This is a genomic window from Pseudomonas sp. S2_F07, assembly GCF_054668325.1.
On the sequence record NZ_CP162758.1, the window covers coordinates 4633292 to 4655695 of the forward strand.

The window sequence follows — 22404 nt, forward strand, 5'->3', positions numbered from 1 at the left end:
CACTTTCAACCCGCGTTCCCTGCGTTTTTTCACCATGACCCTGCTCGTGGCCTTGCTGGGCCTGGCCGGTTGCCAAACCACTCCCAAAGGCCTGACCCCGGCGCAAATCGCCGTGCTGAAACAGCAGGGGTTCGAGCTGACAGACGATGGCTGGGCTTTCGGCTTGTCCGGCAAGGTCCTGTTTGGCAGTGACGACGACAGCCTGAACAAGCAGAGCACCGACATCGTCGAACGCATCGGCAAGGCGCTGTTGGGGGTGGGTATCGAGCGGGTACGGGTCGATGGCCACACCGATGCATCGGGCAAAGAGGCGTACAACGAGCAACTGTCCATGCGCCGGGCGAAAAGCGTGGCCAAGGTGCTCAACACCGTCGGCATGAAACAGGAAAATATCCAGCTGCGTGGCCTGGGCAGCAGCGTGCCGGTGGCCAGCAACAGCACATCCAGTGGCCGCACCGAAAATCGCCGGGTGGCGATTGTGGTCAGCTCCGACTAATCGGCAAATAGCATCTCCCGACTTTCCCCCATCAACAGCCCCTGATTCTGCTCGGTGACCTGGCGGATGTAATCCCACAACAGGGTGATCCGCTTGAGCTTGCGCAGGTCTTCGCGGCAGTACATCCAGAACTGCCGAGTGATATTGATTTCCTGCGGCAGCACCGGCAGCAGGCGCGGGTCCTGGGTGGCGAGGAAGCACGGCAGGATCGCCAGTGAGCGTCCTTGCTGCGCGGCCACGAACTGTGCGATCACGCTGGTGCTGCGCAGGTTGGCGCTGGCGCCGGGCAATACGTTGGCCAGGTACAACAGCTCCGAGCTGAACGCCAGGTCGTCGACGTAACTGATAAACGAATGCTTGGCCAAATCGGCGGGTTTGCGGATCGGCGGGTGGTTGTCCAGGTATTCCTGGGTCGCGTACAGCTGCAATCGGTAGTCGCACAGTTTGCAGCAGACGTACGGGCCATGCTCCGGGCGCTCCAGGGCGATGACGATGTCGGCCTCGCGCTTGGACAGGCTGATGAAGTGCGGCAGCGGCAGGATGTCCACCGAGATCGCCGGGTAGGTGTCGACGAAGTGGCTCAACTGCGGTGTGATGAAAAAACTGCCGAAGCCTTCGGTGCAACCCATGCGCACGTGACCGGACAGCGCCACACCAGACCCGGAAACCTGCTCGCACGCCATGTGCAAGGTACTTTCGATCGACTCGGCATACCCCATCAACCGCTGGCCTTCGGCGGTCAGGACAAAGCCGTTGGTCCGGGATTTCTCGAACAGCAAGGTGCCTAGCGCCGTTTCCAGCGAACTGATGCGTCGCGACACCGTGGTGTAGTCGACCGCCAGGCGCTTGGCCGCGGTGCTGGCCTTGCGGGTGCGGGCGACTTCGAGGAAAAACTTGAGGTCATCCCAGTTCAGCGAACCGAGGGAGGTGATGTTTTTTTGCATGTTGGACCGGTTTTTATGTGCGTTCTTATCAGAAGTTTGCACATCTATACTCCAAAAACAGTCCGACAACCAATTCGCGACACATGGCTCATCTCAGGGCGACTATCTCGCCCCGGCTCCCAAGATAGCTCTCAATAAAAAAAGCAAACATCCGGAGACCCACATGAACGTATCGCTCACGCCCACCGACACCACCGTACAAAAGGTCAAGTTGTTGATCGACGGCGAGTGGGTCGAATCCAAGACTACCGAATGGCACGACATCATCAACCCGGCGACCCAGCAAGTGCTGGCCAAAGTGCCGTTTGCCACCGCTGAAGAAGTCGACGCGGCCATCAGCGCGGCCCATCGAGCCTTCCAGACCTGGAAGCTGACCCCGATCGGCGCCCGCATGCGTATCATGCTCAAGCTCCAGGCGCTGATTCGCGAACACTCCAAGCGCATCGCCGCGGTCCTCAGCGCCGAGCAGGGCAAGACCATTGCCGATGCCGAAGGCGATATTTTCCGTGGCCTGGAAGTGGTCGAGCACGCTTGCTCCATTGGCAGTCTGCAAATGGGCGAGTTCGCTGAAAACGTCGCCGGTGGCGTCGACACCTACACCCTGCGCCAGCCAATCGGCGTGTGCGCCGGCATTACCCCGTTCAACTTCCCGGCGATGATTCCGCTGTGGATGTTCCCGATGGCCATCGCCTGCGGCAACACCTTCGTGCTCAAACCGTCCGAACAGGACCCGATGTCGACCATGCTTCTGGTGGAGCTGGCGATCGAGGCGGGCATTCCGGCCGGCGTGCTCAACGTCGTGCATGGCGGCAAGGACGTGGTGGACGGGCTCTGCACCCACAAGGACATCAAGGCGGTTTCCTTCGTCGGTTCAACTGCCGTCGGTACCCATGTGTATGACCTGGCAGGCAAACACGGCAAGCGCGTGCAGTCGATGATGGGCGCGAAGAACCACGCCGTGGTGCTGCCGGACGCCAATCGCGAACAAGCGCTGAATGCGCTGGTGGGCGCCGGTTTCGGTGCTGCGGGTCAACGCTGCATGGCCACCTCGGTGGTGGTGCTGGTGGGCGCGGCCAAGCAGTGGCTGCCGGATCTCAAGGCGCTGGCGCAGAAGCTCAAGGTCAATGCCGGCAGCGAGCCGGGCACCGATGTCGGCCCGGTGATCTCGAAAAAGGCCAAGGCGCGGATTCTCGACCTGATCGAAAGCGGCATCAAGGAAGGCGCGAAACTGGAGCTGGACGGTCGCGAGATCACGGTTCCCGGTTACGAGAAGGGCAACTTTGTCGGCCCGACCCTGTTCTCCGGCGTGACCACCGACATGCAGATCTACACCCAGGAAATCTTCGGCCCGGTGCTGGTGGTGCTGGAGGTCAATACGCTCGACGAGGCCATCGCCTTGGTCAACGCCAACCCGTTCGGCAACGGCACGGGTCTGTTCACCCAGAGCGGCGCGGCGGCACGTAAATTCCAGAACGAAATCGACGTCGGCCAGGTCGGCATCAACATCCCGATTCCGGTGCCGGTCCCGTTCTTCAGCTTCACCGGTTCGCGCGGTTCCAAGCTCGGCGACCTCGGCCCGTACGGCAAGCAAGTGGTGCAGTTCTACACTCAGACCAAGACCGTCACCAGTCGCTGGTTCGATGACGACAGCGTCAACGACGGTGTGAACACCACCATCAACCTGCGATAAGGAGCCGGACATGAAAATCGCTTTTATCGGTCTGGGCAACATGGGCGCGCCAATGGCGCGCAACCTGATCAAGGCCGGCCATGCACTGCGCCTGGTGGACCTGAACAAAGCCGTGCTGGCGGAACTGGAACAACTGGGCGGCAGTATCAGCCCAACGGCCCGCGAAGCTTCAGAAGGCGCCGAACTGGTCATCACCATGCTGCCTGCCGCTGTGCATGTGCGCAGCGTGTGGCTGGGCGAAGACGGCGTGCTCGCCGGTATCGGCAAAGGTGTTCCGGCCGTGGATTGCAGCACCATCGATCCGCAGACCGCGCGGGACGTTGCCACCGCCGCTGCCAAACAGGGCGTGGCCATGGCCGATGCGCCGGTTTCTGGCGGCACCGGTGGTGCAGCCGCCGGGACGCTGACCTTCATGGTCGGCGCCACGCCTGAACTGTTCGCCACCCTGCAACCGGTACTGGCGCAAATGGGCCGCAACATCGTCCATTGTGGTGAGGTCGGCACCGGGCAAATCGCTAAAATCTGCAACAACCTGTTGTTGGGGATTTCCATGGTCGGCGTCAGCGAAGCCATGGCGCTTGGCGATGCATTGGGCATCGACACCAAGGTGCTGGCGGGCATCATCAACAGTTCCACCGGGCGTTGCTGGAGTTCGGAGATGTACAACCCGTGGCCGGGCATCGTCGAAACGGCGCCGGCGTCGCGCGGCTATACCGGTGGTTTCGGTGCCGAACTGATGCTCAAGGATCTGGGGCTGGCCACTGAGGCTGCGCGTCAGGCGCACCAGCCGGTGGTTCTCGGCGCGGTGGCCCAGCAGTTGTATCAGGCGATGAGTTTGCGTGGGGAGGGTGGACAGGACTTCTCGGCGATCATCAACGGCTATCGCAAGCCGCAATAAGGGATATTTCCGGGAATCCGCGTCGGGTGGATTCCCGGTTTTTTAATTTGGCAAGAAAAGATCGCAGCCTTCGGCAGCTCCTACAGGGGAATGTATACACCCCGTAGGAGCTGCCGAAGGCTGCGATCTTTTGCTTTGTCAGGCAAACACGAAATATTTGCGCACGGTTTCCACCACTTCCCAGGTGCCTTTCATCCCCGGTTCAACGACGAAAATGTCGCCGGCGCGCAGGTGGATCGGCGCCATGCCTTCCGGGGTGATGATGCAGTAGCCTTCCTGGAAGTGGCAGTACTCCCACTTCACGTATTCCACGTACCACTTGCCCGGCGTGCAGATCCAGGTGCCCATGATCTTGCTGCCGTCTTCACTGGTGTAGGCATTGAGGTTGACGGTGTGCGGGTCGCCTTCGAGTTTTTCCCATTTGCAGGCGTCGAGTACGGGCAGAGGGTGGGTGTCGCGAAGAACGGTAATCGGTGCGGTCATGATGACTCCGGGCAGTGGGCTCAAGAACTGAAGTCGCACCCTATAGCGCCTGCCCAACCCTCAGTTGTCTGTGCTCGACACTGAGCTGTCCAGAAACGCACGTTCTTCAATTCCGGTTCAGTGGGCAGTCAAGCCTGGATTGTTCGAGGCTGTTCTCGAATTCGACCAATTGCGCGTGCTGTTGCGACAGCGCCGCTATCCGCTCGGCGATTTCCTGCTTTTTGCTGGCGAGGACCTGGTGTGCCCGCTCCCATGGCAACTGCGGGCCCTGATGGCCGGCGAAGACCGACTGCAATTCCTTGAGCCTGAAGCCCAACTGTTGTGCACATTTGATGAACATCAGCAGATCGACGCTGTGCTGGTCATAGATGCGGTACTTGCCCAAGCGGCGAGCGGCAGGCAACAAGCCAATCGACTCGTAGTGACGGATGCTTTTGACCGTGGTACCGGAACGTTGCGCGGCTTGGCCGATGTACATGGGAAGGTCCTTTTCTCCGAGGATAGAGCTCGGCGCATTATCGACCGACTCAAGCGCTGGCGATAGCTTCGGCTTGCCGCAACCAGGCCGCATGCCGGTCTACGCTGGCGCCGAGAATTGGCCCGAAGGTGAGGGTTCGGGTTGGCTTGATGCCACAGAACTCCAGCGTGGTTTTGCGGACCTGATGCAAACCGGGCATGCGGTAGATCCAGCGGTAGTACCAGGGCGGTGTGTCCATGGTCACCAGCAGGTGGGCGGTTCGGCCGCGCAGGAGTTTGTCGGGGAAAGCTTTGCCCTGGCGATACTTGAAGGCAAAACCCGGCAAGAACACCCGGTCGAAAAAGCCCTTGAGCAAGGCCGGTACGCCACCCCACCAGATCGGATAAACCAGCACCAACAGTTCGGCCCAGAGGATATCGGCCTGGGCGTTACGCAAGTCGGCTTCCAGCGGCTGGACCTGTTGATAGCCTTCGCGCAGCACCGGGTCAAAATCCATGCTGCCCAGAAACAACGGCCGCACTTCATGCCCGGCGCGCATTGCCGACTGTGTGTAACGCTCGGCAAGGGCGGCGCAGAAGCTGTTGCTGGACGGATGCCCGAGTATCACCAGTATTCGCTTACCCATCATCGCTGTCCTTGAGGATCAAACCTCAAGGATAAAGTCTGCCCCTCAGGGGAGAGTCAAGGCGTGCAGCAGGGCCTTGGCATAGCCGGGCAATGCGGCGAAGTCCCGGGCGCAGAGCAACAGTTTGCGTTGGCCCCAGGGTTCTTGCAGGGCGAGGCTTTTGAAGGACAATCCTCCTGATCTGCGTTCGACCGCGGCCAGCGGTACGATTGCCAGCCCAGCCCCTCGGGCGACCATGCGCATCACGCCATCGAAGCCGTCGGCGCGGATGCGAATCTGCATGCGCAGGCCGGCGTGCAGCGCCTGTTCCTCCAGGTACACCGCCAGGGCGCTATTGGCATTCAGGCTGACGTAGTCGTGATGCAGCGTGTCGGTGAAGCTCACTGAGGTCGCCTGGGCCAGGGGATGTTCCCGGGGCATGATCAGCACCAGCGGATCATCGCGGAACGCTCGCGTCTGCAGGTCCTCGGTGTCCACCGCGTCGGACACGATGCCGATGTCCGCCGCCCCTTGGCGCAAGGCATGGGTGATGCGGGTGCTGGGCAGTTCCTGCAGGTCGATGTCGAGGTTGGGATGGCTGTGCAGGAAGTCCGCGAGCAACTCTGGCAGGTACTCGGTGATCGCCGTGGTGTTGCACAGCAGCCGCACCTGGCCTTTGACGCCCTGGGCGTATTCGGCCAGTTCCTGTTGCAGGCGTTCGGCCTGTTGCAGCAGGACCCGGGCGTGTCGGGCCAGGGCATTGCCGGCCGGCGTCGGGCTGACCCCACGACGATTGCGCTGCAGAAACTCGACGCCCAGCGACGCCTCCATGGCGCGAATTCGTGCGCTGGCCGCTGCCAGGGACAAATGACTGCGTGCGGCGCCGGCGGTGATGTTGCCGGTATCGAGGATGTTCAGATACAGGCGCAGGTCGGTCAGGTCAAAGTGCATTACAACAATCCCGAGTTGAATGTTGTCTGGAAGGGCGCCTTCGCGAGCAAGCCCGCTCCCACAGGGGATCGTATTTCTTCTGCGAGAACTCGGTCCCCTGTGGGAGCGGGCTTGCCCGCGAAGAGGCCAGTCGCTTCAGCGAAATTTTCAGCCTCTGTCAAGGCAAGAGGCAGCCTCAGTATATGGCAGATTTTCAATCAACCCCCGCGGGCCCACCATGGCCCCCATGAATACACTCTCGGCGTTTTATCAGAACCTCGGTTTAGCCCTTTCCATGCTGGTTATCGGCACCTTTGTACTGGCCGGCATGATCAAGGGCGTGATCGGTCTCGGCCTGCCGACCGTCGCCATGGGTCTGCTCGGTCTGGCTATGGCGCCGACGCAGGCAGCGGCATTGCTGATCATTCCGGCGACCCTGACCAACGTCTGGCAACTGGCATTCGGCGGGCATCTGTCGGGTCTGGTCAAACGGTTGTGGCCGATGTTGCTGGCGATTTTCATCGGCACCGGGGCGGGCACGCTATGGATCGGCATGAGCGGTGGCCATTGGGTGGTGCGAGGGTTGGGGGCGGCATTATTGCTGTATGCGCTGAGCGGTTTGTTCCTGCCGACTGTGCGCGTAGGGCAGAGCAGCGAACGCTGGCTCGGTCCTCTGTGTGGCGTGCTGACCGGCGTCATCACTTCGGCCACTGGCGTGTTCGTAATTCCGGCGGTGCCTTATCTGCAAGCGCTGGGTTTGAGCAAGGACGAACTGGTGCAGGCGCTGGGCCTGTCGTTCACCGTCTCGACCCTGGCCCTGGCCGGTGGCTTGTTATGGCGTGGCGCGCTCGGTGGAGGCGAGTTGAGCGCGTCGTTGCTGGCGCTGATCCCGGCCATGCTCGGCATGTGGCTGGGGCAATCGCTGCGCCAGCGGATCAGCGCCCTGTGGTTCAAACGCGTGTTTTTCGTTGGCCTGGGTGTGCTCGGCGGCCATTTGCTGATCAGCGGCTAGCGGACGACGGGCTGATCATCTCGATGGCGCGGATCTCGAAGTCCCGTTCCAGGTATTCATCGCGTTGCGCGAGAAACTGCTTCATGTGCGGCAGGTTCGAGTGCACGTCGAGGTGGGCCTGGGATTGCCAGATCTCGTAGAAGATGAACAGGGTCGGGTCCTGTTTGTCACGCAACATGTGGTATTCGATGCAACCCGGTTCGGCTCGGCTCGCTTGCACATAGCCGCTGAAAAACGCTTCGAAGGCGTCGGATTTTTCCGGGCGGGTCTTGGCGTGCAGGATAAAGCCCTGGATTTCACTCATCTACATCTCTCCTCAAGTCAGAACTGGCGCCAGTTTAAGGCAACAATCGCTTATCGATTCGTGCTTGTAGGTCAAATGTATTTTGCCAAATCGACGCTTACTCCGCGCAAGGTCGATCGGTACTCTGCCGCCATCCGATTCCCGACCTTCCCGAGACCACCTCCCATGAAAAAAGTCCTGTTGCTCAATGGCGGCAAAAAATTTGCACACTCCGACGGCCGCTACAACGCCACCCTGCATGAAGCCGCATTGAGCGTGCTGGATCGCGGTGGCATGGATGTGAAAACCACTTTCATCGACGAGGGCTATGACATCGCCGAAGAAGTGGCCAAGTTCCTCTGGGCCGACGTGATCATTTACCAGATGCCAGGCTGGTGGATGGGCGCGCCGTGGACCGTGAAAAAGTACATCGATGAAGTCTTCACCGAGGGCCATGGCAGCCTCTATGCCAGCGACGGTCGCACCCGTTCGGACGCGTCGCAGAAGTACGGCAGCGGCGGCCTGATTCACGGCAAGCAATACATGTTGTCGCTGACCTGGAACGCTCCGCAGCAAGCCTTCGACGACCCGAGCGATTTCTTCGAAGCCAAAGGCGTGGACGCGGTGTACTTCCCGTTCCACAAGGCCAACGAGTTCCTGGGCATGACCGGCTTGCCGACGTTCCTCTGCGTGGACGTGATGAAGCGTCCGAACATCGAAGGTGATGTGGCGCGCTATGAGCAGCATTTGGCTGAGGTGTTTGGCCTGAAGGCATGACGCTCGGCTACTATCCGATGCAACGGCCAGGAAGATCGCAGCCTGCGGCAGCTCCTACGGGTGTACACAAAACCCTGTAGGAGCTGCCGCAGGCTGCGATCTTGGCGATTCTTGCCGCGCCGATTCGCAAACGAGGACACACGTGAAAGCCAGATCCGATGAATTGCAGGTTTTCGTCTGCGTGATTGAATGCGGGTCGATTTCCGCGGCGGCCGAGCAGGTCGGGCAAACGCCTTCGGCGGTCAGTCGTACGCTGTCGCGGCTGGAGGCCAAGCTCGACACCACTTTGATCAATCGCACCACGCGGCGCATGGACCTGACCGAAGAGGGCAAGTACTTCTTCGAGCACGCCAAGCGCATTCTCGATCAGATGGATGAGCTCGAAGAGCGCCTGTCCTCACGCCAGCAAACGCCGTCCGGGCGGCTGCGGATCAACGCAGCATCGCCGTTCATGCTGCACGCCATCGTGCCCTACATCGATGAATTTCGCAGGCTTTACCCCGACATCCAGCTCGAACTCAACAGCAACGATTTGATCATCGACCTGCTGGAGCAAAGCACCGACATCGCCATCCGCATCGGCACCCTGACCGATTCGACGCTGCATGCCCGCTCCCTGGGTTGCAGCCCGCTGCACATCGTCGCCAGCCCGGCCTACCTGGAAAAGCACGGCGCACCGCAAGCCGTGGCTGACCTGGCCAACCATACGCTGCTGGGGTTCACCCAGAACGAAGGCCTCAACCAATGGCCGCTGCGTTATGTGCATGGCGATCGTTGGCCGATCCATGCATCGATCAGCGCCTCCAGCGGCGAGACCATCCGCCATCTCGCACTGGACGGCCAGGGCATCGCCAGCCTGTCGCACTTCATGACCATCGAGGACATTCGTGCCGGACGCTTGAAAGTGTTGCTGGCCGAGTTCAACAGCGGCTATCGCCAGCCGATCAACGCGGTGTACTACCGCAACTCGCAACTGGCCCTGCGGATTCAATGCTTCCTGGACTTTATCCAGGGCAAGCTGGCCGAATATGCGAGTGCGGATTTCAAGGGCTGATTCGTGATTCCTGCGCAAAAGTGAATTGGGGCGGCAGGGATTTTTCCTCCGGGATCGCTGCCGGATACTCCTTGCATCACTTATCCACGCAGGGAGTTTCTCCATGAACGTATTCGTTACCGGTGCCACCGGTTTTATCGGCGGTTCCATCGCCACGGGCCTGGTCCAGGCCGGCCACAACGTCACCGGTCTGGTGCGCAGCGCCGAACAAGCCGATGAGCTGCGCGCACTGGGCATCACCCCGGTGATCGGCACCCTCGACGACTCCGCCCTGTTGGCCGATCAGGCGCTTGCTGCCGACGCGGTGATCAACGCGGCCAGCAGCGATCATCGTGGCGCGGTGGAGGCCTTGCTCGATGCCTTGCGCGGTTCCGGCAAAGTGTTTTTGCACACCAGCGGTTCGAGCATCGTCGGTGATGCCTCGGGCGGCAAGTCCAGCGACATCCTCTATTACGAAGACAACCTGCCGGAACCGACAGTCGACAAGGCGGCGCGCGTGGCCATCGACAATCTGATCCTGGCGGCGGCCATGGACGGGGTGAACTCGGCGGTGATCTGCAACACGCTGATCTACGGCCACAGCCTGGGCGTGCATCGCGACAGCGTGCAGCTGCCGCGCCTGCTCAAGCAGGCACGCAAAAGCGGGGTGGTGCGCCATGTCGGCACTGGCCGGAACATCTGGTCCAATGTGCACATCGAGGACGTGGTGGCGCTGTACCTGCTGGCGCTGACTGAAAACGTACCGGGCACGTTCTACTTCGTCGAAAGCGGTGAAGCGTCATTCATCGACATGACCACCGCCATGGCCCAGGCGCTGAACCTGGGCGAACCGCAAGACTGGGCGCTCAAGGACGCGGAAGCCGAGTGGGGCTATGAAATGGCCAACTATGGCCTGGGTTCCAACAGTCGGGTGCGCGGCAAGCAGGCTCGGGAACTGTTGGGCTGGGTGCCGAAGCGCACGTCGGTCGTGGAGTGGATTCGCGACGAGATGGTGTGAGTTCGCTTTAGACCGAGTTGCGGCTATCGCGAGCAAGCTCGCTCCCACATTTGATCTGCATAGGGCACGGATTTTGTGTTCGACACAGATCCCTTGTGGGAGCGAGCTTGCTCGCGATGGCGTTTGCGCAGGCACAACGACTGGTCGGTCTGACTGCATTTCCGTAACATCCGCACACTCTTTTTCGTCTCTCCCTGTGTGCGGTTCCCCATGAAAGCAAAACGTCTACGCGCCGATGTCCTGGCCGGGCTTACCACTTCCTTCGCCCTGTTGCCCGAGTGCATCGCGTTCGCGCTGGTGGCCCATCTCAATCCGCTGATGGGGCTCTATGGCGCGTTCATCATCTGCACCCTGACCGCGCTGTTCGGCGGGCGACCGGGCATGGTGTCCGGCGCGGCCGGCTCGATGGCCGTGGTGATCGTCGCGCTGGTGGTGCAACACGGCGTGCAGTACCTGCTGGCCACAGTGTTGCTGGGCGGGTTGATCATGATGGCGTTCGGACTGCTCAAACTCGGCAAACTGGTGCGCATGGTGCCGCACCCGGTGATGCTTGGCTTCGTCAACGGCCTGGCGATCATCATTGCCCTGGCACAACTGGAGCACTTCAAGAGCGGTGAGACCTGGTTGAGCGGTACGCCGCTGTACATGATGCTCGGGCTGGTCGCGGTGACGATGACGGTTGTCTATGTGCTGCCGCGCCTGACCCGTACGGTGCCGCCGGCACTGGTGGCGATTCTCGGCGTGGGCCTGGCGGTGTATCTGCTCGGCCTGCCGACCCGCACCCTGGGCGACATGGCGCACATTGCCGGTGGCTTGCCGACGCTGGCGCTGCCGGACATTGCGTGGAACCTCGACACCCTGCGCATCATCGCGCCCTACGCGATCCTGATGGCGCTGGTGGGGTTGCTGGAAACCCTGTTGACCCTGAACCTCACCGACGAAATCACCGAGAGCCGCGGCTATCCGGATCGCGAGTGCGTGGCGCTGGGGGCGGCGAACATCGTGTCCGGTGCGTTCGGCGGCATGGGCGGTTGCGCGATGATTGGCCAGACTATGATCAACCTCAGTTCCGGCGGGCGCGGGCGCTTGTCCGGGATGGTGGCCGGGGTGTCGATCCTGTTGTTCATCCTGTTTCTGTCGCCGCTGATCGAGCGCATTCCATTGGCCGCGTTGGTCGGGGTGATGTTCGTGGTGGCGCAACAGACCTTCGCCTGGGCTTCGCTGCGGGTGATGAACAAGGTCCCGCTGAACGATGCGCTGGTGATCATCGCGGTGACAGTGATTACCGTTTTCACCGATCTGGCCATCGCGGTGCTCTGCGGCATCATCATTGCGGCGCTGAACTTTGCCTGGCAGCAGGCGCGTCAGCTGTATGCCGACAGTCATCTGGAAACCGACGGCAGCAAGCTGTACCGGGTGCATGGCACGCTGTTCTTCGCCTCGACCACACCCTTTCTCAATCAGTTCGATCCGGCCAATGACCCGGCGCAGGTGACACTTGATTGCCAGCACCTGAGTTTTGTCGACTACTCGGCCATCGCCGCGCTGGGCACCTTGCGCGAGCGCTACACCAAGGCCGGCAAGCACCTGCGGGTGCTGCATTTGTCCGAACGCTGCAAGAAATTGCTCAAGCGCGCCCGGATGCAACACGACTGAAATCAAACAGGCAGGCGCGATGAAAATCCGCCTGCCCGATTTTCATTATTTGCGACAACTCATACCTCTTTGCGACACGCCTTACCTCTGTACGAAAATTACTTTCACCTCGTTTGAAAATCGCCTGCCGAAATGTTTTAAGAGTTTCACAAATATTTCGACGTGACCCTCTCGAGGAGTACCGCATGACCCTGTCCTTCGGCTATTGGCTGCTGGTGTATGCCGCCATCGCCATCATCGCTCTGATCGTTCTGATCGCTCGCTACCGGCTCAACCCGTTCATTGTCATCACCCTGATTTCCATCGGCCTGGCGCTGGTGGCGGGCATGCCGCCGTCCGGTGTGGTGGGGGCGTACGAGGCCGGGGTCGGCAAGACCCTGGGGCACATCGCGCTGGTGGTGGCGCTGGGCACCATGCTCGGCAAAATGATGGCCGAGTCCGGCGGCGCCGAGCAGGTGGCGCGGACCATGATCGACCGTTTCGGCGAGAAGAACGCGCACTGGGCGATGGTGTGCATCGCGTTTCTGGTGGGGCTGCCGCTGTTCTTCGAAGTCGGTTTCGTCTTGCTGGTGCCGATTGCCTTTACCGTGGCGCGGCGCGTGGGCGTCTCGATCCTGATGGTCGGCTTGCCGATGGTCGCCGGGCTGTCGGTGGTGCATGCGCTGGTACCGCCGCACCCGGCGGCGATGCTGGCGGTGCAGGTGTATCAGGCATCGGTGGGGCAGACCTTGATGTACGCGATCCTGATCGGCATTCCGACCGCGATCATCGCCGGTCCCCTGTACGCCAAGTTCATCGTGCCGCGCATTCAGTTGCCGGCGGAAAACCCGCTGGAACGCCAGTTTCTTGAGCGTGAACCGCGCGACAGCCTGCCGGGCTTCGGCATCACCATGGCGACCATCCTGTTGCCGGTGGTGCTGATGCTGATCGGCGGCTGGGCCAACCTGATTTCCACGCCGGGCACCGGTTTCAACCAGTTCCTGCTGTTCATCGGCAACTCGGTGATCGCGCTGTTGCTGGCCACATTGCTGAGTTTCTGGACCCTCGGCCTGGCCCAGGGCTTCAACCGCGAGTCGATCCTCAAGTTCACCAACGAATGCCTGGCGCCGACCGCCAGCATCACGTTGCTGGTGGGCGCCGGCGGTGGCTTGAACCGGATTCTGGTGGACGCCGGCGTCACCGACCAGATCGTCGGCCTGGCCCACGAGTTTCATTTGTCGCCGCTGTTGATGGGCTGGCTGTTTGCCGCGCTGATGCGCATCGCCACCGGTTCTGCCACTGTGGCCATGACCACCGCTTCAGGTGTGGTCGCGCCAGTGGCCATTGGTCTGGGTTATCCCCATCCAGAGCTGCTGGTGCTGGCGACTGGCGCCGGGTCGGTTATCTTTTCCCACGTCAATGACGGCGGTTTCTGGTTGATCAAGGAATACTTCAACATGACCGTTACCCAAACCTTCAAGACCTGGACCGTGCTCGAGACGTTGATCTCGGTCGTTGCCTTCGGCCTGACCGTTGGCCTTTCTTATCTGATTTAGCCGGAGCCACTTGCATGGACATCCTCTACCAGATCCGCGCCCGTCAGGACTCCTTCAGCGCCGGTGAAGGACGTATCGCTCGCCTGATGCTCGACGACGTAGGATTTGCCGCCTCCGCCAGCCTCGATGAGCTGGCGCTGCGGGCGGAGGTCAGCAGCGCCACGCTGTCGCGCTTCGCTCGCACGGTCGGCTGTAAGGACCTGCGTGACCTGCGCTTGCAACTGGCCCAGGCCAGCGGCGTCGGCAGCCGCTTTCTCGACCCGGTGGGCACGCCCGAGCAGTCGGCGTTCTACGGGCAGATCGTGGGCGACATCGAGTCGACTTTGCGCCAGCACCTGGCCGCGTTCGATGAGTCGCGTTTCGCCGACGCGGTGAAGCTGCTGGGCAAGGCGCGGATGATTCACGCTTTCGGCATGGGCGGTTGCTCGACCCTGTGCAGCGATGAACTGCAAGTGCGCCTGGTACGCCTCGGCTATCCGATTGCGGTGTGCCACGATGCGGTGATGATGCGCGTCACCGCCGCCAGCCTCAGCGCTGAACACGTGGTTATTGTCTGCTCGCTGACCGGGATCACCCCGGAGCTGATTGAAACGGTGGAGCTGGCGCGCAACTACGGCGCACCCATTCTGGCCATCACCCGGGCCGATTCGCCGCTGGCGCAGCTGGCCGACATCGTCCTGCCCCTGCAAAGCGCCGAAACCTCGTTCATCTACAAACCCACGGCAGCGCGCTACGGCATGCTGCTGGCCATCGACGTGCTCGCCACCGAGCTGGCGCTGGCCAATCCTGAAGACAATCAAGAACGTCTGCGGCGGATAAAACTCGCCCTCGACGAATACCGCGGCGGCGACGATCACTTGCCGCTGGGAGACTGACATGCAGTACGACACGCTGATTCGCAACGCCCTGATCATCGACGGCAGCAACAGCCCCGGATACCCCGCCGACGTGGCCATTCTCAACGGGCGCATCGAGCGTATCGGCGACTTGCGCGATGCCCGTGCCAGCGAAGAAATCGACGCGCAGGGCCATGTGCTGGCGCCGGGTTTCATCGACGTGCACACCCATGACGACACCGTGGTGATCCGTCAGCCGCAGATGCTGCCCAAGCTCAGCCAGGGTGTGACCACGGTCATCGTCGGCAACTGCGGGATCAGCGCGTCACCGGTGAGTTTGCGCGGCGATCCGCCGGACCCGATGAACCTGCTGGGCACGGCCGCTGCGTTCGTTTACCCGACCTTCGGCAACTACCGCGCGGCGGTTGAAGCGGCGAACACCACGCTGAACGTTGCCGCACTGGTCGGCCATACGGCGTTGCGCAGCAATCATCTGGACGACCTGTTCCGCACCGCCACGGCGGATGAAATCAGCGCGATGCGCGAGCAATTGCGCGAAAGCCTGGAGGCCGGCGCCTTGGGCCTGTCCACCGGCCTTGCCTATGCCAGCGCCTACTCGGCATCCACCGATGAAGTGATGCAACTGACCGAAGAATTGACCGCCTTCGGGGCGGTCTACACCACCCATTTGCGCAGCGAATTCGAACCGGTGCTGGAGGCCATGGACGAGGCGTTCAAGATCGGCCGCCATGCGCAAAGCCCGGTGATCATTTCCCACCTCAAATGCGCCGGCGCCGGTAACTGGGGGCGCAGTCCGCAGCTGCTGGCGTCCCTCGAACAGGCGGCGAAAACCCACCCGGTGGGTTGCGATTGTTATCCGTATGCGGCGAGCTCTTCGACCCTGGACCTCAAGCAGGTGACCGATGCCCATCGCATCACCATCACCTGGTCGACGCCGCACCCGGAAATGGGCGGCCGCGACCTGATGGACATCGCCGCCGAATGGAATGTGCCGTTGCTGGAGGCCGCTCGCCAACTGCAACCGGCCGGTGCGGTGTACTACGGCATGGATGAGGCGGATGTCCGCAGAATCCTCGCGCATCCGCTGTCGATGGTCGGCTCCGACGGCTTGCCGGAAGATCCGTTTCCGCACCCACGGTTGTGGGGCGCATTCCCTCGGGTGCTCGGACATTTCAGCCGTGACGTAGGACTGTTCCCGCTGCACACCGCCGTGCACAAAATGACCGGGTTGTCGGCGGCACGCTTCGGTTTGAAGGCGCGCGGTGAAATACGCGAAGGCCATTGGGCTGACCTGGTGTTGTTCGATCCGGCGACCATCCGTGATGTCGCCGATTTCAACGATCCGCAGCGGGCGGCGCAAGGCATCGAAGGGGTATGGGTCAACGGTGTGTTGAGCTACCGCGATGGGCAGGCCAACGGGCGCAGGGAAGGGCGGTTCCTGGCCCGGGAAGGGGATTTGCGCACGGGTTTTCAGTGAGTTTCGAGGACTGCGTCAAACCCGGTGGGTTTGGCGAAACTCACCCGGCGGCATCCCGCGCCGGTTTTTGAAAGTGCGGTGAAACGAGCGGGGTTCGGTGAAACCCAGGTACTGGGCGATGTCCTGGATCGGCAGGGTGCTGTTGAGCAGGTAATGCTCGGCCAGCTCCTGGCGCAGGTCATCGAGGATCTGCTGGTACGACGTACCGGCCAGATGCAGTTGGCGTTGCAGCGTGCGCACTGACACGGCGAGATGCTCGGCCACCTGCTCCTTGCGGGGCAGGCCTTCCTTGAGCAACTTTCGCAGGATGCTTTTGACCCGCTGTTCCAGCGACGCGTCCTCCAGAGTGGCCATCAATCCCTGGGCATGTTCTTCCAGCGTGCGCAGCAATTGCGCATCGGCCTGGCGCAATGGCAACTGCAAATACGGCAACGGGACAATCAGCGCCGAATAAGGCTGGTCGAACAGTACCGGACAGTCGAAGAACTGCTCGTACTCGGCCAGCGTCGTGTCGGCGGGGCAGGCATGTTCCAGCCAGACGGCGGCCGGCGACATCTGCGTGTCGGCGATCCAGCGCGCGTATTGCAGCCAGGAACCGAGCACGTTTTCCACCAGGTGCCGGCGAATTCGCGGGCGCTGATGGCGGCATGTCCAGATCAGGTGCACCTCGCTGCCTTGCACCTCGGCGCGGCTGACGCCCATGTCTCCCACCAGTTTCTCGAACGGCATGATGCGGCTCATGGCGTCGCCCAGTGTCGCGCAGTTCATGGTGATGTAGCCCAGCACGCTCCAGGAGTTGGGCAACACGAACCGCGCGGCGTTGAGACCGAACAACGCATCGCCCGAGTGTTCGCAGAAGTAATCGAGCAGCCGTTCGTGGGCCTCACCCGGCAACCGCAGGCTGTTGTCACTCAACTGCTGTGCCTGCAACCCGGCAGCCGCCAACGCAGGCTCGATGGCCATGCCCAGTTGTTCGGCATGACGCAGGTATTTGAGCAGCGGCGGAACTGAAGTGAAGCCCAGGGATTGCATGATCGTATTCCTTTGATCAAGGCCCGCGTGCGCGGATGAATGCCCTGAAAGGTAATTTGAAACCACGGCTAAAGTAAATGGCTGACGCCTGCGCGACGTTTGACTCAATTGGCTACTCGAACTGGCCCGATGCGACCGTGACACTTTCGGGCGGCTGACTAGTATGGGGGCCTGAAATATCACTGATCAGAACCGCAAAAGGACACACGCATGCGACGCTGGAACGGCTGGGGAGATGCAACCACGGTGGTCGAACTGCCGGCCCAGGGCGCGAGTTTTCTCGCCCGGCGGGTGGGTGACGGTCGAGCGCTGCCCGATGCGACGCTTGAGGCGGCATTGGCCCGCGTACCCTCGTCGCGGTTGCAGCAACACTTCTTGTACAGCGTGGATGCCCATGATCGTTTGCTGCATGCGCGGGGCCAGAGCCTGCCGGACTGGCTGGCGTTGCGTGAGGGCGCGCTGGGAAATTATCCCGACGCCGTGGCCTATCCCACGAGTGCTGAACAGATTCGCCGGTTACTGCTACTCGCCCATGAACAGGACCTGTGCCTGATTCCTTATGGCGGCGGCACCTCGGTGGCCGGTCACATCAACCCGCCGAGTTCCGCGCGGCCGGTGGTGACGGTTTCCCTGGCTCGCATGAATCGTCTGCTGGACCTCGACGAAGAGAGCCTGCTGGCCACCTTCGGCCCCGGCACCAGTGGACCGCAGGTGGAAAGTCAGCTGCGTGCCCGTGGTTACACCCTGGGGCATTTCCCGCAGTCGTGGGAGCTGTCGACCCTGGGTGGTTGGGTCGCCAGCCGCTCCAGTGGCCAGCAGTCGCTGCGCTATGGGCGGATCGAGCAACTGTTCGCCGGCGGCACCCTGGAAACCTTTGCCGGCCCTTTGGACATTCCCTCCTTTCCGGCCTCGGCGGCCGGGCCCGATCTGCGCGAGGTGGTGTTGGGCTGTGAGGGCCGTTTCGGGATCATTTCCGAGGTGAAGGTGCGGGTCAGCGCACTGCCCGCCGATGAGCGTTTCTATGGTGTGTTTCTGCCCGATTGGCCCAAGGCGCTGCAAGCTATCCGCCAGTTGGCCCAGGCGCGCGTGCCGCTGTCGATGTTGCGCCTGTCCAACGCGGTGGAAACCGAAACCCAGTTGGCGCTGGCCGGTCACCCGCAGCAGATCGCCTGGCTGGAAAAGTACCTGGCCCTGCGTGGCGCCGGTGCGGGCAAATGCCTGCTGACGTTCGGCGTGACCGGCAATCGTCGGCAAAATGCGCTGTCCCTGCGTCAGGCCCGGCAGCACCTCAAGGCGTTCGGCGGGGTGTTTACCGGCACTTTGCTCGGCAAGAAGTGGGCGCAGAACCGTTTTCGTTTTCCCTACCTGCGCGAGAACCTGTGGAACGCCGGTTACGTGGTGGACACCCTGGAAACGGCCACTGACTGGAGCAACGTCGACAACCTGCTCACGCTGATCGAAAACAGCCTGCGCGACGCCTTGGCTGCCGAAGGCGAGCGGGTGCATGTCTTCACCCACCTTTCCCATGTCTACGGCGAAGGGTCGAGCATCTACACCACCTACGTGTTTCGCCCGGCGGCGGACTATCCCGCCACCCTGGCGCGCTGGCAGGCCCTCAAGCACGCGGCCAGTCAGACCATCGTCGACAACCATGGCACCATCAGTCACCAGCATGGCGTGGGCAAGGATCACGCACCGTACCTGCGGCGGGAGAAGGGCGCGCTGGCGATGGACACCCTGCAGGTATTGAGTCGGCATTTTGATCCGGCCGGGCGACTGAACCCTGGCACGCTGTTGCAGGAGTGACGGCGCCATGAGCCTGGACTGGAACGCGGCGTGGCGACAGCGGGTGCTGCCGACGCTGGCGGATGAAACTTGGGACCTGATCGTCATCGGCGGCGGCATCAGCGGCGCCGGCATCCTGCGCGAAGCTGCGCGCCGTGGCTGGCGTTGCCTGCTGCTGGAACAGCGCGATTTCGCCTGGGGCACCTCCAGTCGCTCCTCGAAAATGGTCCATGGCGGCTTGCGTTACATCGCCAAGGGCCAGTGGCGCCTGACCCGCGATTCGGTCCGTGAACGCCAGCGCCTGCTCGACGAAGCGCCGGGGCTGGTGGAACCGATGAGTTTCATGATGCCGCATTACCGTGGCGGCTTTCCCGGACCTCGGGTGCTGGGTGGTTTGTTGTCCGTCTATGACGCCTTGGCCGGGCGGCGCAGCCATCACTTCCATGACGCGCAACAACTGCGTTATCTGGCGCCCGGGGTGAAGGAACATGACCTGCTGGGCGGCACCTGTTTTATCGATGCGCTGACCGATGATGCCCGTCTGGTGATGCGCGTATTGGGCGAGGCCCGGGCCGACGGTGGCGTGGTGCTCAACGGCTTGCGCGTGCAGCAATTGCTGCGTGAAGAGGGGCGCGTTTGCGGGGTTCAGGTCGAAGACTGCGAGGGCGGCGGATTACTGACATTGCGTTGCGGTGTGCTGGCCGTGGCCACCGGCGCGTGGGCCGAGCGCTTGCGCCTGCCCGATGCCCCTCGCCAGTTGCGCCCGTTGCGTGGCAGCCATCTGTTGTTGCCGGGCTGGCGCCTGCCAGTGGCGCAAGCCTTCACCTTCCTGCACGAGCGCGACCGTCGACCAGTGTTCGTTTTCCCTTGGGAGGGTGCCACGGTGGTCGGCACCACGGACCTCGATCATCGCGAGGATCTGGATGAGAGCGCGAGCATCAGCCTGGATGAACTCGACTATCTGCTGGCGGCCTGCAGCCAGCAGTTCCCCCAGGCCGAAGTGGTCGCTGCCGATGTGCTGTCGACCTGGTCGGGTGTGCGCCCGGTGGTGGGCAGTGCGGCGGGTGAGCTCAAACCGTCGAATGAAACCCGCGAGCATGTACTGTGGCAGGAGCCGGGTTGCGTGACCCTGGCCGGCGGCAAGCTGACCACCTTTCGCCCTCAGTCCATCGAAGTGCTCAAGGCCTGCGCGGCCATGCTCGATCGTCCATTCGTTGATGACGCCGCGCCGGTGTTCGCCGCGGTGCCACCGTTGGCGATACCGGGGCTCAGCGCCCATCGGTGGCGGCGCCTGGCCGGGCGGCATGGCCGTGACCTGCCGAGGCTGGCGAAGCTGATCACCGAACTGGGCCACGACACCATCGGCGGCACTGACACCTTGTGGGTGGAACTGGCCGTTGCCTGCGATGCAGAAATGGTCCTGCACCTGGATGACCTGCTGCTGCGCCGAACCCGCCTTGGCTTGTTGTTGCCGCGCGGTGGCGAGGATTATTTCGCTGCCATTGGCCAACTCTGTCAACCGCGACTGGGCTGGGACGATGAGCATTGGCAGCAGGAATTACAGCGTTATCTGGCGTTGTGGCAACGCCATCATGGTTTACCGGATGCCGCGCATTGATGCCCCTTGAAGAGAGCTCCATGGATAACCACCCGAACAAGCGTTACCTGTTGGCCATCGACAATGGCACCCAGAGCGTGCGCGCGCTGCTCTTCGACCTGCAGGGCAATCTGCTGGGCAAAGGCAAGGTCGAGTTGCAGGCCTATTACTCGACTCAACCCGGCTGGGCCGAGCAGGACCCTGAGTATTACTGGGCAAAACTGGGTGAAGCTTGCCAGCAGTTGTGGACGCAGACCGGCATCGATCGTTCGCAGATTGCCGGAGTCTCCCTGACCACCCAACGCGGCACCGTGATCAACGTCGATGCCCAGGGCAAGGCGCTGCGTCCGGCGATCCTGTGGCTCGATCAACGCCAGGCCGAAGTCAAGGGCGGCATCAAGGGGCCGTGGGGCTGGCTGTTCAAACTGGTCGGCGCGCAAGCCACGGTGGACTACTTTCGCGCCCAGGCCGAGGCCAACTGGATCGCCCGCAATCAGCCTGGAGTCTGGGCGGCGACCGACAAGTTTCTGCTGCTTTCGGGGTTTCTCACCCACCGCCTTTGTGGGCGCTTTGTCGATTCGGTGGGTTGTTGCGTCGGTTACCTGCCGTTCGACTTCAAACGCCTGAAATGGGCCGCCCCCACCGACTGGAAATGGCAGGCGCTGGCGGTGCGTCCCGAGCAACTGCCGAGCCTGTACAAGCCTGGTGAAACCCTCGGCCATATCAGCGCCGAGGCCAGCCGCCACACCGGCATTCCCGAGGGGCTGCCGCTGATCGCCGCAGGTGCCGACAAGGCCTGCGAAGTCGTGGGTTCCGGTGTCGTCGACCCAGGCACCGTGTGCCTTTCCTACGGCACCACGGCGACGATCACCAGCACCCGCTCGCGCTACCTGGAAATCGTCCCGTTGATTCCGCCTTACCCGTCCGCAGTGCCGGATCAATACAACTGCGAGGTGATGATTTATCGCGGTTACTGGATGGTCAGCTGGTTCAAGAACGAGTTCGGCCTGCGGGAAATGCAGCAGGCCAAAGCCCAGGGCGTGGAGCCCGAGCAACTCTTCGATGCGCTGGTCGACGCCGTGCCGCCGGGTTCCATGGGGTTGATGCTGCAACCCTACTGGTCGCCTGGCATCCGCGAGCCGGGTGTGGAGGCCAAGGGCGCGATGATCGGCTTCGGCGACGTGCATACCCGCGCCCACATTTACCGGGCGATCCTCGAAGGCCTGGCGTATGCCTTGCGTCAGGGCATGGAGAAAATCGAGAAGCGCTCGAGGGTCTCCATTACGCGCTTGCGTGTTGCCGGAGGCGGTTCGCAGAGTGATGCCGCGATGCAACTCACGGCGAATATTTTCGGCCTGCCGGCCGAGCGTCCGCATGTCTACGAAGCGTCCGGCCTGGGCGCGGCCATTTGCTGCGCGGTGGGCCTGGGGCTGCACGCGGATTTCCCCACGGCGATGGCCGCCATGACACGGGTCGGTGCGGTATTCATGCCGCAACCCGAGGCGCAGCAGATCTACGAGCGACTGTACAAAGAGGTCTACCTGCGCATGTATCGACAGCTCAAGCCGTTGTACCAGAGCATCCGCAAAATCACTGGTTACCCGGCCTGAAAGAACACCGCAGATCTCCCCTGTAGGAGCTGCCGAAGGCTGCGATCCTTTGATCTTCGAGTCCGCCAAAATCAAAAAATCGCAGCCTTCGGCAGCTCCTACAGAGAACCATAGGCAACTTTGCACGTGGCGCTATCGGAGAACTTTTCTGGTGAGATTGGACAGTGTCAGGGGCAGGGTCGGTTGTTAGGCTCAACCCCCACGGCACA

Annotated in this window: 21 protein-coding genes; 14 read left to right on the forward strand and 7 right to left on the reverse strand. The window is 62.2% G+C overall.

Going from position 1 to position 22404, the window contains the following annotated elements; translation table 11 throughout:
- The first annotated feature begins 34 nt into the window (after positions 1 to 34).
- Positions 35 to 496, forward strand: a complete 462-nt coding sequence (locus AB4O40_RS20965) for an OmpA family protein (RefSeq protein ID WP_263291790.1) — start codon at positions 35 to 37, stop codon at positions 494 to 496.
- Here AB4O40_RS20965 and AB4O40_RS20970 read toward each other — a convergent pair.
- Positions 493 to 1440, reverse strand: coding sequence for a LysR family transcriptional regulator (locus AB4O40_RS20970; RefSeq protein WP_056728122.1), 948 nt, complete (start codon positions 1438 to 1440; stop codon positions 493 to 495). The genes AB4O40_RS20965 and AB4O40_RS20970 overlap by 4 nt on opposite strands.
- Positions 1441 to 1603: 163 nt before the next feature.
- On the opposite strand from AB4O40_RS20970, the gene AB4O40_RS20975 reads away from it, so the two are divergent.
- The gene (locus AB4O40_RS20975; RefSeq protein ID WP_056728124.1) at positions 1604 to 3130 is read left to right on the forward strand and encodes a CoA-acylating methylmalonate-semialdehyde dehydrogenase; all 1527 of its coding nucleotides are present in this window, start codon (positions 1604 to 1606) and stop codon (positions 3128 to 3130) included.
- A 10-nt stretch (positions 3131 to 3140) separates the two neighbouring features.
- The gene (mmsB, locus tag AB4O40_RS20980) at positions 3141 to 4028 is read left to right on the forward strand and encodes a 3-hydroxyisobutyrate dehydrogenase (protein WP_046038616.1); all 888 of its coding nucleotides are present in this window, start codon (positions 3141 to 3143) and stop codon (positions 4026 to 4028) included.
- Between the two features lie 138 nt (positions 4029 to 4166).
- On the opposite strand, the gene AB4O40_RS20985 is transcribed toward mmsB, so the two are convergent.
- From AB4O40_RS20985 to AB4O40_RS21000, 4 genes are all read right to left on the reverse strand, one after another.
- A complete protein-coding gene (locus tag AB4O40_RS20985; RefSeq protein WP_046038617.1) occupies positions 4167 to 4511 on the reverse strand; it encodes a cupin domain-containing protein in 345 nt (114 codons plus the stop codon).
- A 106-nt stretch (positions 4512 to 4617) separates the two neighbouring features.
- Positions 4618 to 4989 carry a MerR family transcriptional regulator gene (locus AB4O40_RS20990; protein ID WP_056728128.1) on the reverse strand — a complete coding sequence of 124 codons (372 nt, stop codon included), beginning with the start codon at positions 4987 to 4989 and terminating at the stop codon, positions 4618 to 4620.
- A 49-nt stretch (positions 4990 to 5038) separates the two neighbouring features.
- Positions 5039 to 5617, reverse strand: coding sequence for an NAD(P)H-dependent oxidoreductase (locus AB4O40_RS20995; RefSeq protein ID WP_223542313.1), 579 nt, complete (start codon positions 5615 to 5617; stop codon positions 5039 to 5041).
- Positions 5618 to 5659: 42 nt separating this feature from the next.
- Entirely contained in the window at positions 5660 to 6544 is an 885-nt protein-coding gene (locus AB4O40_RS21000) for a LysR family transcriptional regulator (protein ID WP_460154591.1), read from the reverse strand.
- A gap of 226 nt (positions 6545 to 6770) precedes the next feature.
- Here AB4O40_RS21000 and AB4O40_RS21005 point away from each other — a divergent pair, with 226 nt between their 5' ends.
- On the forward strand, positions 6771 to 7535 hold the full coding sequence (locus AB4O40_RS21005; RefSeq protein ID WP_460058072.1) for a sulfite exporter TauE/SafE family protein: 765 nt from the start codon (positions 6771 to 6773) through the stop codon (positions 7533 to 7535).
- Here the strand turns inward: AB4O40_RS21005 and AB4O40_RS21010 are convergent.
- A complete protein-coding gene (locus AB4O40_RS21010) occupies positions 7525 to 7839 on the reverse strand; it encodes a putative quinol monooxygenase (protein WP_056728136.1) in 315 nt (104 codons plus the stop codon). The genes AB4O40_RS21005 and AB4O40_RS21010 overlap by 11 nt on opposite strands.
- Positions 7840 to 8004: 165 nt before the next feature.
- Between AB4O40_RS21010 and AB4O40_RS21015 the strand changes: the two genes are divergently transcribed.
- The 7 genes from AB4O40_RS21015 (at position 8005) to AB4O40_RS21045 (ending at position 16171) form a co-directional block, all read left to right on the forward strand.
- A complete protein-coding gene (locus AB4O40_RS21015) occupies positions 8005 to 8595 on the forward strand; it encodes an NADPH:quinone oxidoreductase MdaB (protein WP_056728138.1) in 591 nt (196 codons plus the stop codon).
- A 142-nt stretch (positions 8596 to 8737) separates the two neighbouring features.
- Positions 8738 to 9649: a LysR family transcriptional regulator gene (locus AB4O40_RS21020; RefSeq protein ID WP_056728140.1), complete on the forward strand. Its 912-nt coding sequence runs from the start codon at positions 8738 to 8740 to the stop codon at positions 9647 to 9649.
- Positions 9650 to 9752: 103 nt separating this feature from the next.
- On the forward strand, positions 9753 to 10646 hold the full coding sequence (locus AB4O40_RS21025) for an NAD-dependent epimerase/dehydratase family protein (RefSeq protein WP_409078325.1): 894 nt from the start codon (positions 9753 to 9755) through the stop codon (positions 10644 to 10646).
- Positions 10647 to 10856: 210 nt separating this feature from the next.
- The gene (locus AB4O40_RS21030) at positions 10857 to 12302 is read left to right on the forward strand and encodes a SulP family inorganic anion transporter (RefSeq protein ID WP_460053500.1); all 1446 of its coding nucleotides are present in this window, start codon (positions 10857 to 10859) and stop codon (positions 12300 to 12302) included.
- 185 nt (positions 12303 to 12487) lie between these two features.
- Positions 12488 to 13837 carry a GntT/GntP/DsdX family permease gene (locus AB4O40_RS21035; RefSeq protein ID WP_056728145.1) on the forward strand — a complete coding sequence of 450 codons (1350 nt, stop codon included), beginning with the start codon at positions 12488 to 12490 and terminating at the stop codon, positions 13835 to 13837.
- 14 nt (positions 13838 to 13851) lie between these two features.
- On the forward strand, positions 13852 to 14712 hold the full coding sequence (locus AB4O40_RS21040; RefSeq protein WP_460053498.1) for a MurR/RpiR family transcriptional regulator: 861 nt from the start codon (positions 13852 to 13854) through the stop codon (positions 14710 to 14712).
- A 1-nt stretch (position 14713) separates the two neighbouring features.
- Positions 14714 to 16171: an N-acyl-D-amino-acid deacylase family protein gene (locus AB4O40_RS21045; protein ID WP_460053496.1), complete on the forward strand. Its 1458-nt coding sequence runs from the start codon at positions 14714 to 14716 to the stop codon at positions 16169 to 16171.
- 15 nt (positions 16172 to 16186) lie between these two features.
- On the opposite strand, the gene gliR is transcribed toward AB4O40_RS21045, so the two are convergent.
- Positions 16187 to 17203: an AraC family transcriptional regulator GliR gene (gene gliR / locus AB4O40_RS21050; protein WP_460053495.1), complete on the reverse strand. Its 1017-nt coding sequence runs from the start codon at positions 17201 to 17203 to the stop codon at positions 16187 to 16189.
- A 210-nt stretch (positions 17204 to 17413) separates the two neighbouring features.
- Between gliR and AB4O40_RS21055 the strand changes: the two genes are divergently transcribed.
- Genes AB4O40_RS21055 through AB4O40_RS21065 form a run of 3 tightly spaced genes read left to right on the forward strand, consistent with a single transcriptional unit; the run spans position 17414 to position 22195 of the window.
- Entirely contained in the window at positions 17414 to 19009 is a 1596-nt protein-coding gene (locus AB4O40_RS21055) for an FAD-binding oxidoreductase (RefSeq protein WP_460053493.1), read from the forward strand.
- A gap of 7 nt (positions 19010 to 19016) precedes the next feature.
- Complete coding sequence (locus tag AB4O40_RS21060; RefSeq protein ID WP_460053490.1) at positions 19017 to 20606, forward strand: glycerol-3-phosphate dehydrogenase/oxidase; 1590 nt, start codon at positions 19017 to 19019, stop codon at positions 20604 to 20606.
- Positions 20607 to 20626: 20 nt separating this feature from the next.
- The gene (locus AB4O40_RS21065) at positions 20627 to 22195 is read left to right on the forward strand and encodes an FGGY-family carbohydrate kinase (protein ID WP_056728155.1); all 1569 of its coding nucleotides are present in this window, start codon (positions 20627 to 20629) and stop codon (positions 22193 to 22195) included.
- Positions 22196 to 22404 lie beyond the last annotated feature (209 nt).

Coding starts and splice junctions, on each gene's coding strand:
- AB4O40_RS20965 (WP_263291790.1), top strand. CDS start 35: ATGACCCTGCTCGTGGCCTTGCTGGGCCTGGCCGGTTGCCAAACCACT.
- AB4O40_RS20970 (WP_056728122.1), bottom strand. CDS start 1,440: ATGCAAAAAAACATCACCTCCCTCGGTTCGCTGAACTGGGATGACCTC.
- AB4O40_RS20975 (WP_056728124.1), top strand. CDS start 1,604: ATGAACGTATCGCTCACGCCCACCGACACCACCGTACAAAAGGTCAAG.
- mmsB (WP_046038616.1), top strand. CDS start 3,141: ATGAAAATCGCTTTTATCGGTCTGGGCAACATGGGCGCGCCAATGGCG.
- AB4O40_RS20985 (WP_046038617.1), bottom strand. CDS start 4,511: ATGACCGCACCGATTACCGTTCTTCGCGACACCCACCCTCTGCCCGTA.
- AB4O40_RS20990 (WP_056728128.1), bottom strand. CDS start 4,989: ATGTACATCGGCCAAGCCGCGCAACGTTCCGGTACCACGGTCAAAAGC.
- AB4O40_RS20995 (WP_223542313.1), bottom strand. CDS start 5,617: ATGATGGGTAAGCGAATACTGGTGATACTCGGGCATCCGTCCAGCAAC.
- AB4O40_RS21000 (WP_460154591.1), bottom strand. CDS start 6,544: ATGCACTTTGACCTGACCGACCTGCGCCTGTATCTGAACATCCTCGAT.
- AB4O40_RS21005 (WP_460058072.1), top strand. CDS start 6,771: ATGAATACACTCTCGGCGTTTTATCAGAACCTCGGTTTAGCCCTTTCC.
- AB4O40_RS21010 (WP_056728136.1), bottom strand. CDS start 7,839: ATGAGTGAAATCCAGGGCTTTATCCTGCACGCCAAGACCCGCCCGGAA.
- AB4O40_RS21015 (WP_056728138.1), top strand. CDS start 8,005: ATGAAAAAAGTCCTGTTGCTCAATGGCGGCAAAAAATTTGCACACTCC.
- AB4O40_RS21025 (WP_409078325.1), top strand. CDS start 9,753: ATGAACGTATTCGTTACCGGTGCCACCGGTTTTATCGGCGGTTCCATC.
- AB4O40_RS21030 (WP_460053500.1), top strand. CDS start 10,857: ATGAAAGCAAAACGTCTACGCGCCGATGTCCTGGCCGGGCTTACCACT.
- AB4O40_RS21035 (WP_056728145.1), top strand. CDS start 12,488: ATGACCCTGTCCTTCGGCTATTGGCTGCTGGTGTATGCCGCCATCGCC.
- AB4O40_RS21040 (WP_460053498.1), top strand. CDS start 13,852: ATGGACATCCTCTACCAGATCCGCGCCCGTCAGGACTCCTTCAGCGCC.
- AB4O40_RS21045 (WP_460053496.1), top strand. CDS start 14,714: ATGCAGTACGACACGCTGATTCGCAACGCCCTGATCATCGACGGCAGC.
- gliR (WP_460053495.1), bottom strand. CDS start 17,203: ATGCAATCCCTGGGCTTCACTTCAGTTCCGCCGCTGCTCAAATACCTG.
- AB4O40_RS21055 (WP_460053493.1), top strand. CDS start 17,414: ATGCGACGCTGGAACGGCTGGGGAGATGCAACCACGGTGGTCGAACTG.
- AB4O40_RS21060 (WP_460053490.1), top strand. CDS start 19,017: ATGAGCCTGGACTGGAACGCGGCGTGGCGACAGCGGGTGCTGCCGACG.
- AB4O40_RS21065 (WP_056728155.1), top strand. CDS start 20,627: ATGGATAACCACCCGAACAAGCGTTACCTGTTGGCCATCGACAATGGC.